This is a genomic window from Butyrivibrio hungatei NK4A153 (assembly GCF_000424465.1).
Lineage (GTDB): Bacteria > Bacillota > Clostridia > Lachnospirales > Lachnospiraceae > Butyrivibrio > Butyrivibrio hungatei_A.
In genome coordinates this window covers 127011-144527 of the sequence record NZ_AUJY01000001.1, presented here as the reverse complement: position 1 = coordinate 144527, position 17517 = coordinate 127011, and the positions used below count along the sequence as shown (strand labels likewise).

Annotated in this window: 17 protein-coding genes; 1 reads left to right on the top strand and 16 read right to left on the bottom strand. The window is 40.9% G+C overall.

The genetic code is table 11. The features are described 5' to 3' along the window. Window positions 1–94: 94 nt before the first annotated feature. The 5 genes from G628_RS0100675 to G628_RS0100655 form a co-directional block, all read right to left on the bottom strand. Window positions 95–1246 carry a GGDEF domain-containing protein gene (locus tag G628_RS0100675; RefSeq protein WP_027208226.1) on the bottom strand — a complete coding sequence of 384 codons (1152 nt, stop codon included), beginning with the start codon at window positions 1244–1246 and terminating at the stop codon, window positions 95–97. 147 nt (window positions 1247–1393) lie between these two features. Next, the gene (locus G628_RS18815) at window positions 1394–1552 is read right to left on the bottom strand and encodes a hypothetical protein (RefSeq protein ID WP_196803683.1); all 159 of its coding nucleotides are present in this window, start codon (window positions 1550–1552) and stop codon (window positions 1394–1396) included. A gap of 155 nt (window positions 1553–1707) precedes the next feature. Then, a complete protein-coding gene (locus G628_RS0100665; protein ID WP_242827153.1) occupies window positions 1708–3345 on the bottom strand; it encodes an EAL domain-containing protein in 1638 nt (545 codons plus the stop codon). A gap of 118 nt (window positions 3346–3463) precedes the next feature. Next, complete coding sequence (locus G628_RS0100660; protein ID WP_027208224.1) at window positions 3464–4864, bottom strand: glycoside hydrolase family 5 protein; 1401 nt, start codon at window positions 4862–4864, stop codon at window positions 3464–3466. Between the two features lie 88 nt (window positions 4865–4952). Continuing rightward, on the bottom strand, window positions 4953–5837 hold the full coding sequence (locus tag G628_RS0100655) for a PilZ domain-containing protein (protein WP_026655230.1): 885 nt from the start codon (window positions 5835–5837) through the stop codon (window positions 4953–4955). Between the two features lie 145 nt (window positions 5838–5982). On the opposite strand from G628_RS0100655, the gene G628_RS0100650 reads away from it, so the two are divergent. Beyond that, window positions 5983–6681, top strand: a complete 699-nt coding sequence (locus G628_RS0100650) for a YggS family pyridoxal phosphate-dependent enzyme (RefSeq protein WP_026655232.1) — start codon at window positions 5983–5985, stop codon at window positions 6679–6681. 229 nt (window positions 6682–6910) lie between these two features. Here G628_RS0100650 and G628_RS0100645 read toward each other — a convergent pair whose 3' ends face one another. The 11 genes from G628_RS0100645 to G628_RS0100590 form a co-directional block, all read right to left on the bottom strand. Continuing rightward, window positions 6911–7726, bottom strand: a complete 816-nt coding sequence (locus tag G628_RS0100645; protein WP_027208223.1) for a hypothetical protein — start codon at window positions 7724–7726, stop codon at window positions 6911–6913. A 186-nt stretch (window positions 7727–7912) separates the two neighbouring features. After that, on the bottom strand, window positions 7913–8137 hold the full coding sequence (locus G628_RS0100640) for a hypothetical protein (RefSeq protein ID WP_196803682.1): 225 nt from the start codon (window positions 8135–8137) through the stop codon (window positions 7913–7915). Window positions 8138–8290: 153 nt separating this feature from the next. After that, window positions 8291–9721, bottom strand: a complete 1431-nt coding sequence (gene rho / locus G628_RS0100635; protein ID WP_026655234.1) for a transcription termination factor Rho — start codon at window positions 9719–9721, stop codon at window positions 8291–8293. Window positions 9722–9967: 246 nt separating this feature from the next. After that, window positions 9968–10861 carry a protease modulator HflC gene (hflC, locus tag G628_RS0100630; RefSeq protein ID WP_026655235.1) on the bottom strand — a complete coding sequence of 298 codons (894 nt, stop codon included), beginning with the start codon at window positions 10859–10861 and terminating at the stop codon, window positions 9968–9970. After that, the gene (gene hflK, locus G628_RS0100625) at window positions 10848–11795 is read right to left on the bottom strand and encodes an FtsH protease activity modulator HflK (protein WP_242827144.1); all 948 of its coding nucleotides are present in this window, start codon (window positions 11793–11795) and stop codon (window positions 10848–10850) included. Before hflK ends, hflC begins: the two co-directional genes overlap by 14 nt. A 95-nt stretch (window positions 11796–11890) precedes the next feature. Next, on the bottom strand, window positions 11891–13237 hold the full coding sequence (locus G628_RS0100620; RefSeq protein WP_026655236.1) for an NCS2 family permease: 1347 nt from the start codon (window positions 13235–13237) through the stop codon (window positions 11891–11893). Between the two features lie 55 nt (window positions 13238–13292). Further along, window positions 13293–13925, bottom strand: coding sequence for a type II CAAX prenyl endopeptidase Rce1 family protein (locus G628_RS0100615; protein ID WP_027208220.1), 633 nt, complete (start codon window positions 13923–13925; stop codon window positions 13293–13295). A gap of 58 nt (window positions 13926–13983) precedes the next feature. Then, complete coding sequence (locus G628_RS0100610; protein ID WP_027208219.1) at window positions 13984–14199, bottom strand: hypothetical protein; 216 nt, start codon at window positions 14197–14199, stop codon at window positions 13984–13986. An 8-nt stretch (window positions 14200–14207) separates the two neighbouring features. Next, window positions 14208–15137, bottom strand: a complete 930-nt coding sequence (locus tag G628_RS0100605) for a sugar kinase (protein ID WP_027208218.1) — start codon at window positions 15135–15137, stop codon at window positions 14208–14210. Between the two features lie 46 nt (window positions 15138–15183). After that, entirely contained in the window at window positions 15184–16374 is a 1191-nt protein-coding gene (locus G628_RS0100600; protein WP_027208217.1) for an SPFH domain-containing protein, read from the bottom strand. A 263-nt stretch (window positions 16375–16637) separates the two neighbouring features. Then, complete coding sequence (locus G628_RS0100590; RefSeq protein ID WP_027208215.1) at window positions 16638–17498, bottom strand: NUDIX hydrolase; 861 nt, start codon at window positions 17496–17498, stop codon at window positions 16638–16640. Between the last annotated feature and the right edge of the window lie 19 nt (window positions 17499–17517).

Here is a 17517-nt window from a genome sequence, read left to right as displayed (position 1 = left end):
ATGCCATGGCAAGAATGAAATTTATTTATGCAATCGCCATTTTGGCAGGATTTGTCCTCGCCGGTCTTGCAATCAACTTTATTTCCTCGCTCTTTTAAATATTATTCAATTTTCTCTGCTTGTACAGATCCGAATCTGCCCTTGCAATAAATGACTGAATAGATATAGGAGCTTCGTAGTCGTATTGAGCAATTCCTACACTTACCGAGAGGTCATAAGCGCATCCGGTAAGTTCGGGAATTTTTTTTACGTTATTCTTTATCTGATCGGCAAGCCAGCTTGCTTCTGCTCTGTATGCCATCTCTGCAACAACCACGAACTCATCTCCGCCGTATCTTGATATAAAAAATCTGCTTCTCGGCCCCTGACATGCATCCTTAACGGCATTTGCAACTCTGACAAGGATCTTGTCACCTTCGCTGTAACCATAGGTATCATTTATGGACTTAAATCTGTCTATGTCGATTATCAGCATAAAAAGAGAAAGTCCCGGATTTTGATTTCTCATCTTCTGCACAAGATATTTGTACATCTGATTCTTGTTATTGATCTGTGTCAGAGGATCTATAGACACAAGATTATCCATATAAGTTATGTATACATACAAAACCGCAGCAAGGCTTCCGTAGCATATAAACGGAACTCTCCAATACATTGCCTGCAATATTCCAAGCAAAATAGGCGTTATCGGGAATATACCGATCATAAAATAGATATATCTCTCTGCATATCTATCCTTGCTGAACGCACGTGACAAAGCCTTTATCGACGCCGCAAGAAGGTATCCGAAAGGAACGATTATAAGTATCAGATACAGTTTTCCTCCCGTGAGATTACCGTTTTCATCAAGGTAGTAAACAAGACCTGTTCTGTATGCAGTCACACACAAAAGAGCCGATATCCAAACCGGCACACTTATAAATACCCTTGTAAGATCACTCTCAATATACTTCTCCTTCTGCATGATCTCTGACAAAATATACCAAATATATGCAGCTACATTTATTAAAAGGTATGTGAAAACATTAGATAAATATAACAGAGTTTTGGATGAGCCCAAATAACCGCCATCCACCAATGCCCAAAAGATTTCTGCAAAACAGTAAGCTATAAGTACTATTATCAGATTACCGAGATAAATCTGTGAAAGTTGCTTATTTACACCTTTTCTGATTTTGAACAGCAGAAATGCCATCAGAAAAATGCAAGCAAGATGCGCTTCAACGTAATAATAGACGTATGTCAAAACCAGACCTCCAATCATCGTACATAGAAGTAATTTTATCACGAAATCCTCAAAAATGCCCACGAAATTACACTTTTTTATACAATCTTAATAAATGAAGTCCATAAGCTGTCGAAAGCGGAAGTCTCACTCTAAGACTTCCGCTCATTATCCTCTGTCCGCTATTGCTTTCAGCGCATCAAACTCCGATTCGTACACTCCCCCCATCGCCTCCAGATCATCCCACGTATACCATGCTCCGCTAAGTTGTATTCCCTTAAGCGATATATCCGTAACTATAACCATAAACGGTTTCTGATTAACCACAATATATGCAGTTCGGTTCAAAGCAAAAGGTGTAATAAAAATATGCCCTGTATCAGCGAGATGATTTAATTGATCCAACGATAAACTCTTTGATAGAGGTACTGTTCTCATCATAAGCTTCGCCCACTTCTGTCCAAATACTTACAACAGTAACATTACTTTTGAATCAGCTTTACAAATTCATCGATTACAACCGGCTTGGAATACAGATATCCCTGGAAAGATGTGGCACCGTAATTCTTCATTATCTCTTTCATGCTCACGGTCTCTATTCCCTCAATCGTTGAGCTTATATTCATATTCCTTGCGCAAGCAAGAATCGCATCAACCACATATTGCTTTTCTTTTACATTCTCGATATCCATGACAAAAGATCTGTCTATCTTTATCGCATCTATAGGCAAAGTAATAAGCAGTTCAAGCGCCGAGAAACCTGTTCCGAAATCATCAAGTGCGATCTTGATTCCTTTTGATTTAAGGAAGATCATCTCGTTTCTCAAAAATGATTCATCAAGAAGCTTGCACCTCTCCGTAAGCTCAAGGCACAGGTTCTTCGGAGGATATCCGACTTCATCGATTATCCTGAGAAGATCGGTCCTGAAATTCTGTCTTTCAAGCTGCATATATGAAAGATTTATGTTGAGAAGGAAATCAGGCATGATCGGTAACACCTTCTCTTTTATTGCGGTCATTGACGTCTTCATGATCCAGTAACTAAGGTCATAGAAAAGAGGATCGTTTTCAAGCCATGCAACAAAATCTCCGGGAGAAATGCTTCCAAAAGGTTCCATGCTCCATCTGACAAGCGTCTCTGCTCCCACCAGTTTCTCGGTATTTGCATTGACGATCGGCTGATAGCACATATAGAATCCCTTGCAACCGTCATTTATGCAGTTTCTGAGCGTATTTATGACAACAATCCTGTCATGGTTATTTACATAATTGTCATTTCCAAATTTAACGAGTTCTCCGTGTCTTTCATGAATCGACTCATCAAGTCCAAGGAGCACGCCCGTTACTATCGTATGTACATCGACGTCAAAATTCCTTACTTCCGAAAGACTTCCGCCGATATTTATCGCAACTTTGCTGTCTTCTATCTCAATCGAATTTCTGGCATATTCAGAAACTTCTTTGTATATGGCAGCCATTTTTTCCTCGGTGAAAACAGACGATACTATCGCAAACTTTGTTCCACCCGCATGGAAAACAAAGGCTCCGTTAAGATAATCAAGAAGCTTCTCCGCAAAGTTCTTAAGCACTTTATTTCCGACTTCATAGCCGTAAATATTGTTGATCTCATGAAAGTTACACAGTCCCACCATAAGGATCATGTACTTCTCTTTTCTCTCCTGATATTCTCTGAGATCGTTAAGAAGCTTATATCTGGTATATAAATTGGTTATGGGATCGTATTCGGTTGCAATTCCGTGATTATCGATCGTACCGGCAAAATATACCGGATGACCATCATCATCATCAATAAGAAAGCCCTTGCATGAACAAACTACATACTCTCCCGTCTTATCAAGAGCCCTGTAGCTCATATCATGAATCTTGGTATTACCGGTGATCAGATCCTGTAAAGATTTCTGAAATCTGAACCTGTCGGCAGGATTAATTATAGAAGCCCAAACCTCTCCGGCATTATCTACATACTCGCCGGGAAGCCCAAATCTATCGACGCAACTCTGGGAAAATCTACAGACATTCTTTTCAACATCAAACAAAAATACATATCTGCTCTCCGAAGAGTTCGCAAATGCTTCAAAAACCTTACTTAAAAGTCCCATCTTATCCAATATATTACCCTCTCAGAAAAGCTGAATCGTATAAAATCATTATACTATCCCCTGATATTTGTGTAAATTCGTTTATATATATTTAATATTTCCACAAATATCAATTGAATTAATATGGGCTGTCATTCTTCATGTTTTCGCGCATATAGTTCCAGTATTCATCGTTTCTGTCAAAATCTGAATATTTTTCAAGTTTCCAAACTATATAGCTTATATTGTATTTCTCAACGATCGGCATCCACTGCTGTATCGTCTCCATATCATAATAATCTTCCTGTTCGGCGTCCGTTCCGGCAACCTCTGTCATAAACACAGGAAGATGTACTTCCATAGCTTTATCTATCTGCTCTATCTCGCTTTGAAATTTGCTGTTATGTCCCGTATACTCATGAAAAACATACATAATGTTGTCGTATTCAAGCGGATCGTTCATAGGAGCATAAAGATCTGCCGAAAAATCAGGTGTTCCGACAAGTATAAGCGAATCCGGATCGTTGTTTCTGATAAGAGGTACGATCACAGAGCAATACTCCTTAACATTATCCCATGTCGCCTCACCGTTGGGTTCATTGCAGATTTCGTAGATAATATGCTTGTCATCCTTGTATGTCGAAGAAACATATTCCCAAAACTTCTTCGCATATTCAATCTCTTTCAAAGGATTCTCTTCTTCAAGAACAACCCACTCAACTATCGCATACATGCCCGTTTCTCTCGCCGCCGCGATTGCCTTATCAAGAGTGGCCGTAATCCTTGCTCTGTCTTCATCAGAACCCGATGCATATCCTTTCTCGGGTGTCCCCCAGAACGATGTATCGACGTTAACGGGAAGTCGCAGTACATTTGCTCCCCACTCATCTTTCATTCTCTTAAACACACTCTTTCGTGCAAGCTGAGGCTGGACGCTCAAGTAAAAATTTGCAAGTCCCTTTAACTGAATCGGATTGCCCGCTTCATTTACAAGTTTTCCGTCAGATACATGTAAAAGGCCGTTTTCTTCAGTAAAGAGCGGCCCGGAGCTCTCGCTTTCTTCTATCATTTTTCCGGTGATCTCCACTTTATCAACAAGAACATTATGTCCGTACACATATACGTACCCTTCATCGATTATGGAATTTTTCTTTTCCTCTGAGATTTCAAAAGAAATGCTGTCTTTTCCTTTTTTTACTTTCCTGTTTTCACCGAATGACTTATCGTCCCAATTAAGTCTCAGACCAATTTCATGCGACGAATCCTTCGTATAATTATTGGTCTTGTAATAGGCTGTAAGCACCACGTCTCCGTCAAAACGTTCAAATTCTTCGGCAGAGATTTCCGCATCTCCGAGATTATCCCAGCGAAGCTGCGCTCCTCCAAGATCGATAGTCACCTTTTCTCCATCGACTGTACTCTCAACAGCCATGTCACCTTTATCGGCTTCACTTTCTGCTTTCTTGCCGTTCTTTCCGCCACATGCGGTAACGATCAAAGAAATGACAAGCATAAGCGTCAATACACTTCTCTTTTTCACAATTTTAATCCCCTATATTTTTTTGCTGTAAACAGCATAAAGAGCAGTTATTTTATTAAACAACTGCTCCGTCTTTCCTTTAATAAATTTAGATATTCCTAAGATCAAGAAGACTCTCGATCTCACGCCTTTCATCAGCCATCTTCTTTTCTTTATTCTTTCGGAGAATTGCCATATCATCTGAATCCGCACTCTCTTCCATATCTTTAAGATTCATCTGTTTTCCCGACCTTATGGTAATGGTCGCGGGTCTCTCCGGAATGATATCCCTTGCAACATCCTCTTCAACTTCCAGAATCTGCTGCTGTTCGGTTATCTTAGGATTGAGATCTGTCGCAGGAGCTTCATCGAGTTTCGTCTGTTTCTCATTTTTCTTTGAACTCAACAGTCCGATGAGATCGATATTAAGATTCGATATACTGCATCCTACGGCATTCTTTTTGCCAAGTTTAAAATTTCTTACTACTACAGTGCTTAATTCATAATTATGTAGTGTTGCCCCGTATCTGAACATTACGTCAATCTTGTCTCCGGGCACACACTCTGTGTCGTCATCTACAACAAGAGAGATTCCTCTCATAGATATATCATGGACAAGGCAGTTTCTAAGCTGCATGTTATTTCCGTTAACGGAAATGAGACCGAGCTTCTCAATATAGAAGCGCTCTGCTCTTCTTGAGTTTTCAGGTTCCAGCATAGATGAGCACCTGATCAAATGAAAATTCCCGTACCTTGTCTTTACGGGTGAAATTGCTGTAGACATGAACTTGTATACGCGTCCGTCACGCTTGTTCCTGATCTGAACATTGGATGGTTCTAAAAACTGAATGTACTTACCGAAATACTCCATCGGTCTTACCAGAAGTCCAACATTCACACCAAAAATAGCCTCCGTCATAATCACAACTGAGTGTCCGTTAATGGCCGCATAAATCTTTACCTCTGATCCGTTTGCGATCTCGCTAACCTTCATATTCTTTTTTCCCCACTTGAATCGTGTTACACCACCACATCATATGATATACTATTAAGGGCAAAAAATAAAGAAAAACACGGTAAATGAGTTATTATCGGGCAAAAGCCCCATACAATTGCAAATGACATTAAAGGAGCGACAGATGATAAAGGAAAACCTTAAATTTGTAGAAGAGAACATAAAAAAGGCCTGCGAAAGAGCCGGAAGAAAAAGAGAAGACGTAACTCTCATCGCAGTAAGTAAGACAAAACCCGTAAGTGACATCCGCGAAGCAATGGCCTGCGGCATCACGGTATTCGGAGAAAATAAAGTTCAGGAAATAAGAGATAAGACAGCAGAGATAACAGAGCCTCTCTCATGGCACATGATAGGCCATCTTCAGGCAAACAAAGTAAAATACCTTCCGGGCGTTGCCTGCATGATACATTCCGTAGATAACAGAAAGCTTGCAGACGAGATTGAAAAACAGGCCGCAAAGCACGACCTTGTAATGGACGTCCTCGTAGAAGTAAATATGGCACACGAAGATACAAAATTCGGTCTCTCACCGGATGAAGCAATTGATTTTGTAAAAGAGATCAGTACTCTCCCGCACCTTAACATCCGCGGATTTATGACAATCGCTCCCTACACGGAAAATCCCGAGTCAAACCGCGTATACTTCAAAGGTCTTCGAGAGCTCAAGGATCAAGTTAATTCGATGTCCATTCCGAACGTTCACATGGACACACTCTCCATGGGCATGACGGGCGACTATGAAGTTGCCATCGAAGAAGGCGCAACCTTCGTCCGCGTCGGAACCGGCATCTTCGGCGAAAGAGACTACAGCAAGAAAGCTTGATTTTAAATTAGTACATTGAATATCCTAAGATAATTGATGAGCTGAATAACGGTAAGATTACCGTTATTCAGCTCGTTTTTGGCTATACATAATCCCGTTGTTGACGTCAAGTGTACCGGCAAGATGACAATTAGATAATTTACTCATGAAATAATCCATGTACTGCGTTGTCGTCAATCGTCGATGTCCACATCGACGATTGTCTCCGCCTTGTACTTACCGCTTTTCCCTAAGTATTTCTTTCAGGTAGTTTGCTCTTTAATCCATACTTCACAATAAGTGCCTGTATGATTTTATCGCTTAATACTGTTTTTTTGGATTCAAAGGATAATATTAAATTATCCCCCGGAAATATGCCATTTAACATATAAGAATTGATCTTCTGAATTGCCTTCTCTGCGTATCCGGGATCATCCATTCTACCATCATGCTCCCAATAGACCTCTTTCCCGTCTCTCTTTCTTAAAAATGTAAAATCCGGATATATTGTTCCTATACCTCTTAGTTTCAACGGGCACTCATACTTATATTCAATACCATTATCATAGAAGTAATCTGCAAGTATCTTTTCTGTCTTTGAACGAACCCGTTCCCCTTTCTTTGTACATATTACAGGTATATTATCCGCAAAATCTTTTCCGTTATAAGGGACACTTTTCCATCTCTTGATTCGCTGATCCCACGGAATCTCAACTGCTTCTACGATACTTTTTCTAATAGGATGCAGTTCCCGGTATATATCCTCAATCTCGTTGTCCTTGTATTCCTCAGCAATCGTTGCAAGTTGCTTTAGCCTTCTGTCAACAAGCCTTTTCACCTTGCTGTCATAGGACTTCTGAGCAAGTTTATAAGCCAGTTTCACCTTATCTTTCTTGATATAGGAATTTTTATTATTGCCGGAGCAATAGATAAACTGAGTATTATTCTTGGATGTAGTTATTTTCAAAAAGCCATCCGGTGCATCAGTCAGCCTGTCCTCAACTATTCTGCTTATCCTGAGTAATCTGTCTCTTTCCCTTTTTAACAATTCTTCAAGGCTGTTCATATAACGTTATTCTCCTTTGTATTCCTTTATTTTTCTTTGCTTCCCTTGTTTTCCCTTTATCTTTCGGTGTTATCCTATCTTTTTTACAATGATTGCATTTTGGGACAGGGTTATCTTCTGCCTTTTCCCTGTCTATTTTCCGTTGTCTGCATTTTTAGACAGGGATATACCCTGTTTTTTCACTGTCTATTTTTCGCTACCTGCATTTTTAGACAGGGACATACCCTGTTTTTTCACTGTCCATTCTTCGCTACCTGCATTTTTAGACAGGGACATACCCTGTTTTTTCACTGTCCATTCTTCGCTACCTGCATTTTTAGACAGGGACATACCCTGTTTTTTCACTGTCCATTTTTCGCTACCTGCATTTTTAGACAGGGACATACCCTGTTTTTCACTGTCCATTTTCATAAAATAGCAAATAAAGACAGGGGGTTCTAATTTCATTCCATCCATTCAATAGTTCAATTTCAGTTATATATGAGATTTGTAACAAGAAATAAAAGAATCACCGGGCTGTTTACTTTATGCCAGCTCCGGTGATCATAGATTATTTAGATACTATCAGAAGCGAATCTGCTTCTCTACCATTCTTACGAACTCTGTGTTGTTTCTTGTCTTGGAGAAGAGGTTGATGCACTGGTCTACAGCGTCATCTGCCTTCATGCCGTTAAAGCCTTTTCTGAGGTTATTGATGGCTGTGAGTTCTTCTCTGTCAAGAAGCAGGTCTTCTCTTCTGGTACTTGACTTCGGAATATTGATTGCAGGGAAAATTCTCTTTTCCTGAAGCTTTCTGTCAAGAACCATTTCCATGTTACCTGTTCCCTTGAATTCCTCGTAGATAACATCGTCCATCTTGGAACCTGTCTCTATAAGTGCTGTCGCAAGAATTGTAAGGCTTCCGCCCTCTCTCATGTTTCTTGCTGCACCGAAGAATCTCTTAGGCATATGAAGAGCTGCGGGATCAAGACCACCCGAAAGTGTTCTTCCCGAAGGAGGAACAACGATGTTATAAGCTCTTGTAAGTCTTGTGATGGAATCAAGAAGGATAACAACATCCTTGCCGTGCTCAACAAGTCTCTTAGCTCTCTCCATTACCATCTCGGCAACTCTCTTGTGATGCTCTGGAAGCTCATCAAATGTAGAGTAGATGACTTCTGCGTTAGGTCCCTCAATTGACTCCTTGATATCTGTAACTTCCTCAGGTCTCTCATCGATAAGAAGAATGATGAGATGGATCTCAGGGCTGTTCTTAAGAACAGACTTAGCCACTTCCTTAAGAAGTGTTGTCTTACCTGCCTTGGGAGGAGAAACGATCATTCCTCTCTGCCCCTTACCGATAGGGCTGATAAGATCCATGATTCTCATTGCAACGCTGGCTCCCGGCTGTTCAAGTCTGATTCTTGAATTAGGGAAAATAGGTGTCATATTCTCAAAATTCCATCTTCCCATAGCAACCTCGGGCTTGTATCCGTTTACGGTATCAAGGCGAAGAAGTGCGGCAAACTTATCTGTCTCTTTCTTTGCCCTGCATGTTCCCTTAAGAATATCTCCCGTCTTAAGATTAAATTTCCTAATAAGACTCGGTGCTACATATACATCATTTTCACCGGGAAGATAGTTCTCACATCTGATGAATCCATATCCATCCTGCATTATCTCAAGAATACCGTCGGCAGTATCACCGTCAAGCAGTTCATTTTCAGTTTCTTCTTTTGCCGATGTATCAGACTTCTTTTCCTGCTTCTCTTCGGCAATGTCATTCTTGTGTCCAAAATCTTCTTTCTGAGATTTAACCACTATATTCTTTTTGCGAGGCTTTGAAGATGCTTCAGTAGCATCATCGGAATCTGCTAAAGCTTTCTCTTTCTCGTCAAGTTCACACATAAGATCGATGATCTCTGACTTCTTCAAAGTAGTTGCGCCCTTGATTCCCCTCTTCTTGGCAATATCTCTAAGGTCATTTAGTTTCAATGTTTCATATTTCTCTCTCAAATTTAAACTCCTATCCTCTGCGCACTCAATCGCAAGACTGTAAACTATAAATGTTAAAATAATTAAGTGGGATAAACAAACGAATGCGTAATACTACGCGTTTGCTTACGGAATATTTCATTTTCGATATATGTACCATACACCATATTTTTTTCTAATGCAAGAAAAAAAATCAATTAGAAATATTAAATAAACGGAAAGCGACCACACTATCAAGTGTGGCCGCCGCAAATCCCCGATGTTTATTTAATTAAAATTCCCGTAAAGAATCTTTGCGAGTTCTGAATTCTTATCAAGGATAAGTGTCTTATTGTCTCCTACAAGTGATTTCTTGATGGCATCAAGACCTCTTATATAGCTGTAAAACTCTGACTTTTCTGTTGTATCATATGCCTTGGAAAGTGTCGACATGTAAGCTGACTCTCCTTCAGCCTCAAGCACTGCCGCATCTTTCTCGGCATTTGCTTTTACGATCGCAACTTCCTTATCTGTCTCGTTATGGATCTTCTGAGCTTCGGCATCACCCTGAGCTGTGTAGGATGCTGCGATATTATTTCTCTCTGAGATCATTCTCTCATAGACAGCCTGCTTGTTGTCATCAGGAAGATCCAAAGCTTTGATCTGAGCCTGTACGACTTCAATTCCGTATCCTGTCATATCTGAATTGGCTTCATCTGAAATGAGCTTTGTAAGCTGCTCACCTCTTGCCTCAATAACTTCATCCTGAGTCATTGAAGAAATGGCGTTCTTTGTAGCATTGTAAACAGATGCCTCAATTCGCTCTTCAGCCCTTGCATCTATCGCATTAAGAGTCTGGATGTACTTTACAGGATCTACAACCTTCCATATCACATAAGTATCAGCGATCATAGATTTTTTATCCTTAGTGATAACATCTGACTTAGGAATATCGTAAAGCACTATCTGTGCGCTGATCGACTGTGTATCATCAATGAAAGGTGTCTTAAAATAAAGTCCCGGCTCTTTTGCAAGGCTGATGATCTTACCGAATCTTCTTACGGCAATGTACTCTTTCTGATGAACAACATAAGTCGCGGATAATGCAAGGAAAGCAAGTACACAAACAATCAGGGCTATTACTGTTCCGATAATCTTTCCTTTATTATTAATTTTCTCCATCTTTTGCCCCTCCTTCAACAGAATTAAAACTTTCCAGAGGAAGCATTTCCTGTGTTTTTCCGTCTGTAATAATAACCTTAAGTTCGGGAAGAATGTCTTCCATTGTCTCGTAGAACAGTCTCTTCTTGGTTATGTATGGCTGAAGCTTGTACTGCTCATACATCTCATTGAATCTTGCAACCTGTCCTTCGGCTTCCGCTATTCTGGACTCTTTCTTTGCAACAGCATCCTGGACGATCTTATCTGCTGTGGCTTCTGCCTTGGGAAGCTCTTCACTCTGATACTTCTTGGCATTGTTTATAGCTGTCTCTTTGCCCTGCTTGGCTGTTTCAACAGACTTAAATGCCTGAACAATCTCCTCTGTGGGCGGCTCTGCATCCTGTACAGAAAGGTTTACCACCATAAGTCCTATATCCTTATTGGTCAGTTCGCCCTGAAGTTTTTCTTTTACTTCTGCCTGGATCTGTCCCTTTGCTGTTGTAATCACATCATCAACAGGATAATTTACAACCGTGTTTCTGATGCATGACAGAGCCATGTTCTTCATTACAACTTCGGGATTCTCGCAGTTATAATATGCTGCTACGGGATCACTTACCTTGTATTCAAGGTAGAAGTCAATATCTACAAAGTTAAAATCTGAAGTGATCATGATTCCTTCATCCTCTACAGTAATGTTCTGTCCATCCTGTATAGTGTAGCCGATACCCACACCATGAGTGGTCATATCAATGTGGTGAACACTCTGAATAAAAGGAACTTTAAAATAAAGACCTGCGGTGTCAACTCTGACAACCTTACCAAACATTGTAAGGATTGCCTGCTCCTGCTCCTTAACGGAATAGAAGCTTCCCGTTACCGTAAGCAGTACAAAAACAGCTATAATGCCTACGAGTATGAGCTTGGGATCAAATTTTCTTTTTTTCTTGATCATCATTTTCTCCATTCTCATCAAATAATAATCTATGACATAAACAGGCACCGTCACAAAAAGCATTGGCGGTGCCCGTAGTCAATAATATTATGTCATCACTGGAAGTTGGTAATAAGGGCAATTATCCTAAGTACAAAAAGTACAAATACAATCCACATAACAGGGCTTACATCCTTAGCCTTCTTAACGATAACCTTAAGGATTACCCATGCAAGAACAGCAAACATAATACCTGTAGCGATTGAATATGAAAGAGGCATCATTACTACCGCGAGGTAAGCACCTACAGAATCAGCGATGTCTCCGTCAAACTTAACCTTGGTAACACTCATAAGCATAAGCATTCCGACATAGATAAGTGCGGGAGCCGTTGCAAATGAAGGAATAGCAAGGAATAACGGGCTAAGCACAAGTGAAACAAGGAACATCACACCTGTTGTAAGAGCCGTAAGTCCTGTTCTTCCGCCTGCAGCAACGCCTGCGCTTGACTCTACGAAACTTGTGATGGTTGATGTACCAAGAACGGCACCTGCTGTTGTTCCTACGGCATCGGCAAGAAATACCTGTCCGACTCTGGGAAGATTACCGTCCTTATCAAGAAGGCCCGCCTTATCGGCAACACCTACGACTGTTCCAACCGTATCAAAAAGATCTACATACAGGAAGCTGAATGTAATTGCAAGGAACTGAATGAGATGTGATGCAGCCCAGCCGAAATTAAGCTTAAACGCTGTTTCAGAAATTGCTCCGAGCTGAAGTCCCTGTGAAAAATCGGGGAAAAGATTTCCTGCTGTATAAATTCCTGCTGCCTGAAGGATCATACCGATTATCCATGTTCCGATAATTCCGATAAGAACGCCGCCCGTTACTTTGTAATGAACAAGCGCAGCTATCAGGATAAGTCCCACAAGCGCAAGCACCATGTCAAGATCGCTGAAACTTCCGAGTCCTACTACCGTAGCCTCATTTGCAACAATGATATGCGCGTTCTGCATTCCGATAAATGCAATGAAAAGACCTATTCCTGCGGAAATACCGAACTTAAGGTTCTGAGGAATACTATTTATAATCTGTTCACGGAATTTGAAAAAAGAAAGAATAATAAACAAAAGACCTTCTACAAAAACCGCTGTGAGTGCGATCGTAAAAGGGTTCTCTTCGGCGGCCAGTTCCGAAAGACAAACCGTATATGCAAAATATGCATTAAGTCCGAGTCCCGCGGAAAGTCCGATAGGATAATTAGCTAAGAAAGCCATGATAAATGTTGCGATTGCCGATGCGATCGCCGTAGCGACAAATACACCGTTTGCATTCATTACAGTTCCCAGGATATTAGGGTTTACGGCAAGGATATACGCCATAGTAAGGAATGTCGTGACACCTGCAAGTATTTCCCTCTTTACCGTGGTGTCATGTTCTTTGAGCTTGAATAACTTCTCCAACATACTTTTTACCTCTCCTTTGCATTATAATGACTATAGCCTTTATCAACCCGCATTATCTGAAATAGATTCTTGCGAGATCATAAACTGTCTCATATCCGGTGTTATAAACCTCAAAAAGAAACTGTGCCATTATTGAAACATATACATTCTTTGTAACAAGGTAAGCAATTGTAACGGGAAGCGCCATCAATATGATTGTCGTTATTCCGACCACCCCGTGTGCCAATGTTATAGAGCAAAGTAGAAGGCTTGCTATTGTCAAAAGTACCATTTTTTTCTTATTGTCAAATAAAATAATCGCTTTTCTATAGAAAAGTCCTTCCGCAACAGGCTTAATCACCATAAACAAAAGGCACTTAAACAAGAGCGGAGCAAGCTCATTTCTGATAGGTAAATGAACTATGCTGTCATAATATTCACTGTACATTCCGACAATTATTTTTTCCTGAAAAAAATATGCCAGCACCATGGCCGCAACCGTCATCATAACGGGAATCCAAAAATTTTTGACTTCACTGAAATTACTGCCCAGTTCTCTGAATGAGAACTGTTTATTTATAAAGTAAAAGTATACGATCAGTCCAACGTAAAAAACAAAGAAAAAATAAAATGACTGTTTTTCCCAGATAATTGTTGAAATAATCAGGACCAGTTCCCAAATAAACGGTATGTATAAGCGTTTCACAGCTGTGCTCCTTTGAATGTACAATCAAGCTATATTATAAATATTCCGTATATTTAGGTCAATTTATTTTTTCTGCCACGATTATGCAGTTCGAAGCAGGGTATTCAATTGCATCTCCGTTCTCGTCAAGAAGGTCGAGATATCTCTCAAGTCGCTCTGCGTTTACGTAAACATTGTCCGTCTCTGTCAGGAACTTAAGCCACTTGTTGTCTGCAAGCACTCCTTCCCTGATATTTCCGTCACCGTCAAAATATTTATCAAAGCTGATTCCCATATAATCTCCTAACCGGTCACGAGCCTTCCGATTCGGTCCGAGACACCAATTGTAATTTCCATTCCCGCATTGAAATCAATAGTGTCATCGATAACGCCGTCAGAGAAAACAACTCCGTTTTCACTCATGTTTGACGTGATCACCAGCTTCTCATTGTCCAATATCTTCCCGAATACTATATCCGCCTGTGTAAATTTACTCGGATACGGCTCTCTTACTTGGAAAATTAGTTGTCTTGCTCCCCAGTCCGCATGAAGTTCAGTGACGTAATTAAGGCCAAATGCTTTGGCAATTCCCACAAACTCTGCCATGATCGACTTGTGCCAGCCTGTCATTCCAAAGCCTGTTGATATGATTATTCCCGATGATGATTGATTTTCAACCCGGTTACGATAGTTAATGTTATATCTTGCCGAGGTATGATTGGATACTCCGATAAAAAAATCATTTACCGCATATAATACCTGACCATCTTTAGTCTCCACTTTTCCCATTGTAACATTTTTAATGTCAAAATTTCCATTAATTACCTTTGGAAGAACTTTACCGATATCTCCCGTTTCAAAGGGCAAAAGAACTCCGTCCCACCTTGCGGGATCGGGATTTACGCCGATCAGAGGCTGCCCGTCCAGATACTTCATGGCATTTGCGACAAGCCCGTCCTGACCGACCGCTATCACGATGTCATCTTTTCCAAAGATCATGTTGGGAAGATACTCTCTGTCGATCTCCTGAAGTCTTGCACAGGGACGAATCAGGTTTCTGATATTTTCAAGAGCCGCATTGTAGGTCTTATCTTCTCTCTCGTAGTCGGAGAAATCGGCGCCGAGGTGCTCAATGTAAAACCTTGCCTGCTCTACTGTGTTATATCTTCTCTTAAGTTCTTCATATCTTGTGCGGCGTTTTATCAAAACAACCTTATTCATTCCCCTGTCCATAGTGACCTCCTAATTCTTATTAAAAACGCTTATTGATGCGCTTTCATCAGTTTTTCTGAGCAAGTCCGTTCGTTATTGTCTGTAAAAGATCCGGTGTGAGATTGAGCGCTCCGATCTTGTCCGCATTCTCACCGATGTTCATGAATGCCTTAGCCATGAGTGTGCTCGGATCTGTCTGTGCCATTGCGCAAGCTTCGACGAGAGCCACATTCAGGTTGTTGTAAGCATCCACAAGTCCCTTAAGTGCATATGCCTGCTGGTCTGCCTTTACTCTCTCATTTTCTGCTTCAAGAGCGGTGTACTCACTGTTCTTCTTTTCAAGTTCAATCTTTCCGAGCATCTCGTTATTCTCAATTTCAAGCTTACCAAGCATTTCCTTGTTCTCAATCTCAAGTTTCTTGGTTGCAGCCATCTCTTTTAACGCAAATTCTTTTTCCTGCTTCTCGGTGCTCATCTCAAGCTCACTTCTGAGAGCTCTCATGCGCATTTCCTGTTCTCTTTCTTCGCGTTCCTTCATCATGTCAAGGTCGCAGCGCTGTACATACAGTTTCATTTCCTGCTCTTTTTCTTCCTTCTCTTTTTCCTTCTCAGCGACCTTGATCTCTGTGTTGATCTCGTTTTCCTTGATCGTGCGTTCCTGCTCTATTGCTGCATTGCGACGCTTATATATCGCATCATCCTGTTCTTTTAAGATCTGCTCTCTGGCTGCTGCCTCAAGAGCCTTTCTTGTCTCCGTCTTTGGATTGATGCCGAGGATATTGATCGCTACGATGCTTACTCCAAGCTTTTCTATCGCCTCATCATTTGTAAGCGCATCCTGTATTGTCTGGGCCATCTCATCCGCAAGTCTTATGATTGTCCTTACATCTTTCTTGCTGACTTCGCGGATGATTATAGCTTTGATTATGTTGTTTATTCTTTTCTCCAAAAGAGCCATCTGCTCAGCTATCTTCTGCTCCGTCGGAACATTTGTCTGATATGCGAAATCAAGCATCTTGGAAGCCTTGCTATAATCGGTGATCATATATGTCGTAACACCCTGAACGCATACGCTCTGGTAATCGCTTGTAACCACATCATCAAATGCGAATGCTCCGTCAAAAGCAGTTGATGGCGCTACCATGATGCTGGTCGTCAGATTGTTATATAACACCGACAATCCCAAGCCTTCCTTGATCACCTTTCCGTTCTTGATAACCATTACATAATCGTTTGGCTTAAATTTTCTGAGTTTCATACTGCTTTCTCCTTCCTTGCTTTAAGGTTTTTGTAACTGTGTTGCTTGTGCGTTTGTGTGTTGCGCATTTGCTTTGAGTTTTATGCTTTTGCATTAGTAGTTTTTTGCTACTTTTATCTTTGAATATATAATAGTAGCTTTTTGCTACTTTGTCAACATAAAAAATAAAAAGCATGAAAACGCCATTTAAATAGGCATTTCATGCTTTTTTTGATCATTCTTCTCTATATTTACAAGAAGTGTCACATATCTTCTTTTATATCTTAATCCCCTTCCCCCTTATACCGATACTCGGCGGACATCTTTTTGCTGCTGATGGACTTCATCTTCTCGCCGGTAGCCTCGACCTTGGGGGCGATCATTGCGCGGAAGTTTGTCTTGTAGAGTTTTTTGCCGAGCACAAGTTCATACAACACCTGAAGATCGGGCAAAGTGAACTTCTCTCCTATCATATTAAAAGAAAGGTCAGTATGCTCAAACTCAGCCTTGAGCTTAAGGATTGATTCTATGATTATCTCTATGTGATCGAAGGCAAGCGTCTCTTTGCTAGCAGGGCTTGAAACCCAGTTTTCATAATAGATTCTGCCGTTCTTAAAGCGCTTATTCACGATAGAATATCTGATCTCGACATTTCTCTCGGCATTGATAAAGCTAATACTGTCTGCATCGATCACAAGATCAAACCATGCTGCGTCCTGTACTCCGCCTTCACTTTCTCCGACGCCCGCACAGGTTATTCCGTGGAGCACATCGTCGCTTGTATCGGAAACCAAGGCAAGGTATGCGATTGTCATAACCCAGGTTCTTGGATCTCTCGCAGGATTGGTAAAAGTATATATCTGATCAAGGTACACTCCTTCAAGCCCTGTCTCCTGAGAAAGCTTCCTCTCTGCTGCCTGATAAGCGGTCTCATCCTTACGAACAAAGCCTCCCGGAAGAGCCCACTGCTCCAGATACGGATGCTCTTCTCTTTTCACCAAAAGAATCTTCAAAGTCCTCAGATCCGCACTTGTTCCAAGCACCAGAATATCCGCAGTCACAGACGGTCTCTCATAATCTCCCGCCTTGTAGTCCTTAAGAAACTCTTTTTCAGTTAATCCATTCTTGTCTTTCTTCTGTGTCATGTGCGCTCCCTTGCACGTA

What these genes read in the sequence shown, in the direction of transcription:
- G628_RS0100655 (WP_026655230.1), bottom strand. Translation starts at nt 5,837, where the DNA reads ATGAAGGTTAGCGAGATCGCAAACGGATCAGAGGTAAAGATTTATGCG.
- G628_RS0100605 (WP_027208218.1), bottom strand. Translation starts at nt 15,137, where the DNA reads ATGGACAGGGGAATGAATAAGGTTGTTTTGATAAAACGCCGCACAAGA.
- G628_RS0100640 (WP_196803682.1), bottom strand. Translation starts at nt 8,137, where the DNA reads ATGAAAATGGACAGTGAAAAACAGGGTATGTCCCTGTCTAAAAATGCA.
- G628_RS0100600 (WP_027208217.1), bottom strand. Translation starts at nt 16,374, where the DNA reads ATGAAACTCAGAAAATTTAAGCCAAACGATTATGTAATGGTTATCAAG.
- hflC (WP_026655235.1), bottom strand. Translation starts at nt 10,861, where the DNA reads ATGGAGAAAATTAATAATAAAGGAAAGATTATCGGAACAGTAATAGCC.
- G628_RS0100610 (WP_027208219.1), bottom strand. Translation starts at nt 14,199, where the DNA reads ATGGGAATCAGCTTTGATAAATATTTTGACGGTGACGGAAATATCAGG.
- G628_RS0100645 (WP_027208223.1), bottom strand. Translation starts at nt 7,726, where the DNA reads ATGAACAGCCTTGAAGAATTGTTAAAAAGGGAAAGAGACAGATTACTC.
- hflK (WP_242827144.1), bottom strand. Translation starts at nt 11,795, where the DNA reads ATGATCAAGAAAAAAAGAAAATTTGATCCCAAGCTCATACTCGTAGGC.
- G628_RS0100590 (WP_027208215.1), bottom strand. Translation starts at nt 17,498, where the DNA reads ATGACACAGAAGAAAGACAAGAATGGATTAACTGAAAAAGAGTTTCTT.
- G628_RS0100650 (WP_026655232.1), top strand. Translation starts at nt 5,983, where the DNA reads ATGATAAAGGAAAACCTTAAATTTGTAGAAGAGAACATAAAAAAGGCC.
- G628_RS0100665 (WP_242827153.1), bottom strand. Translation starts at nt 3,345, where the DNA reads ATGGGACTTTTAAGTAAGGTTTTTGAAGCATTTGCGAACTCTTCGGAG.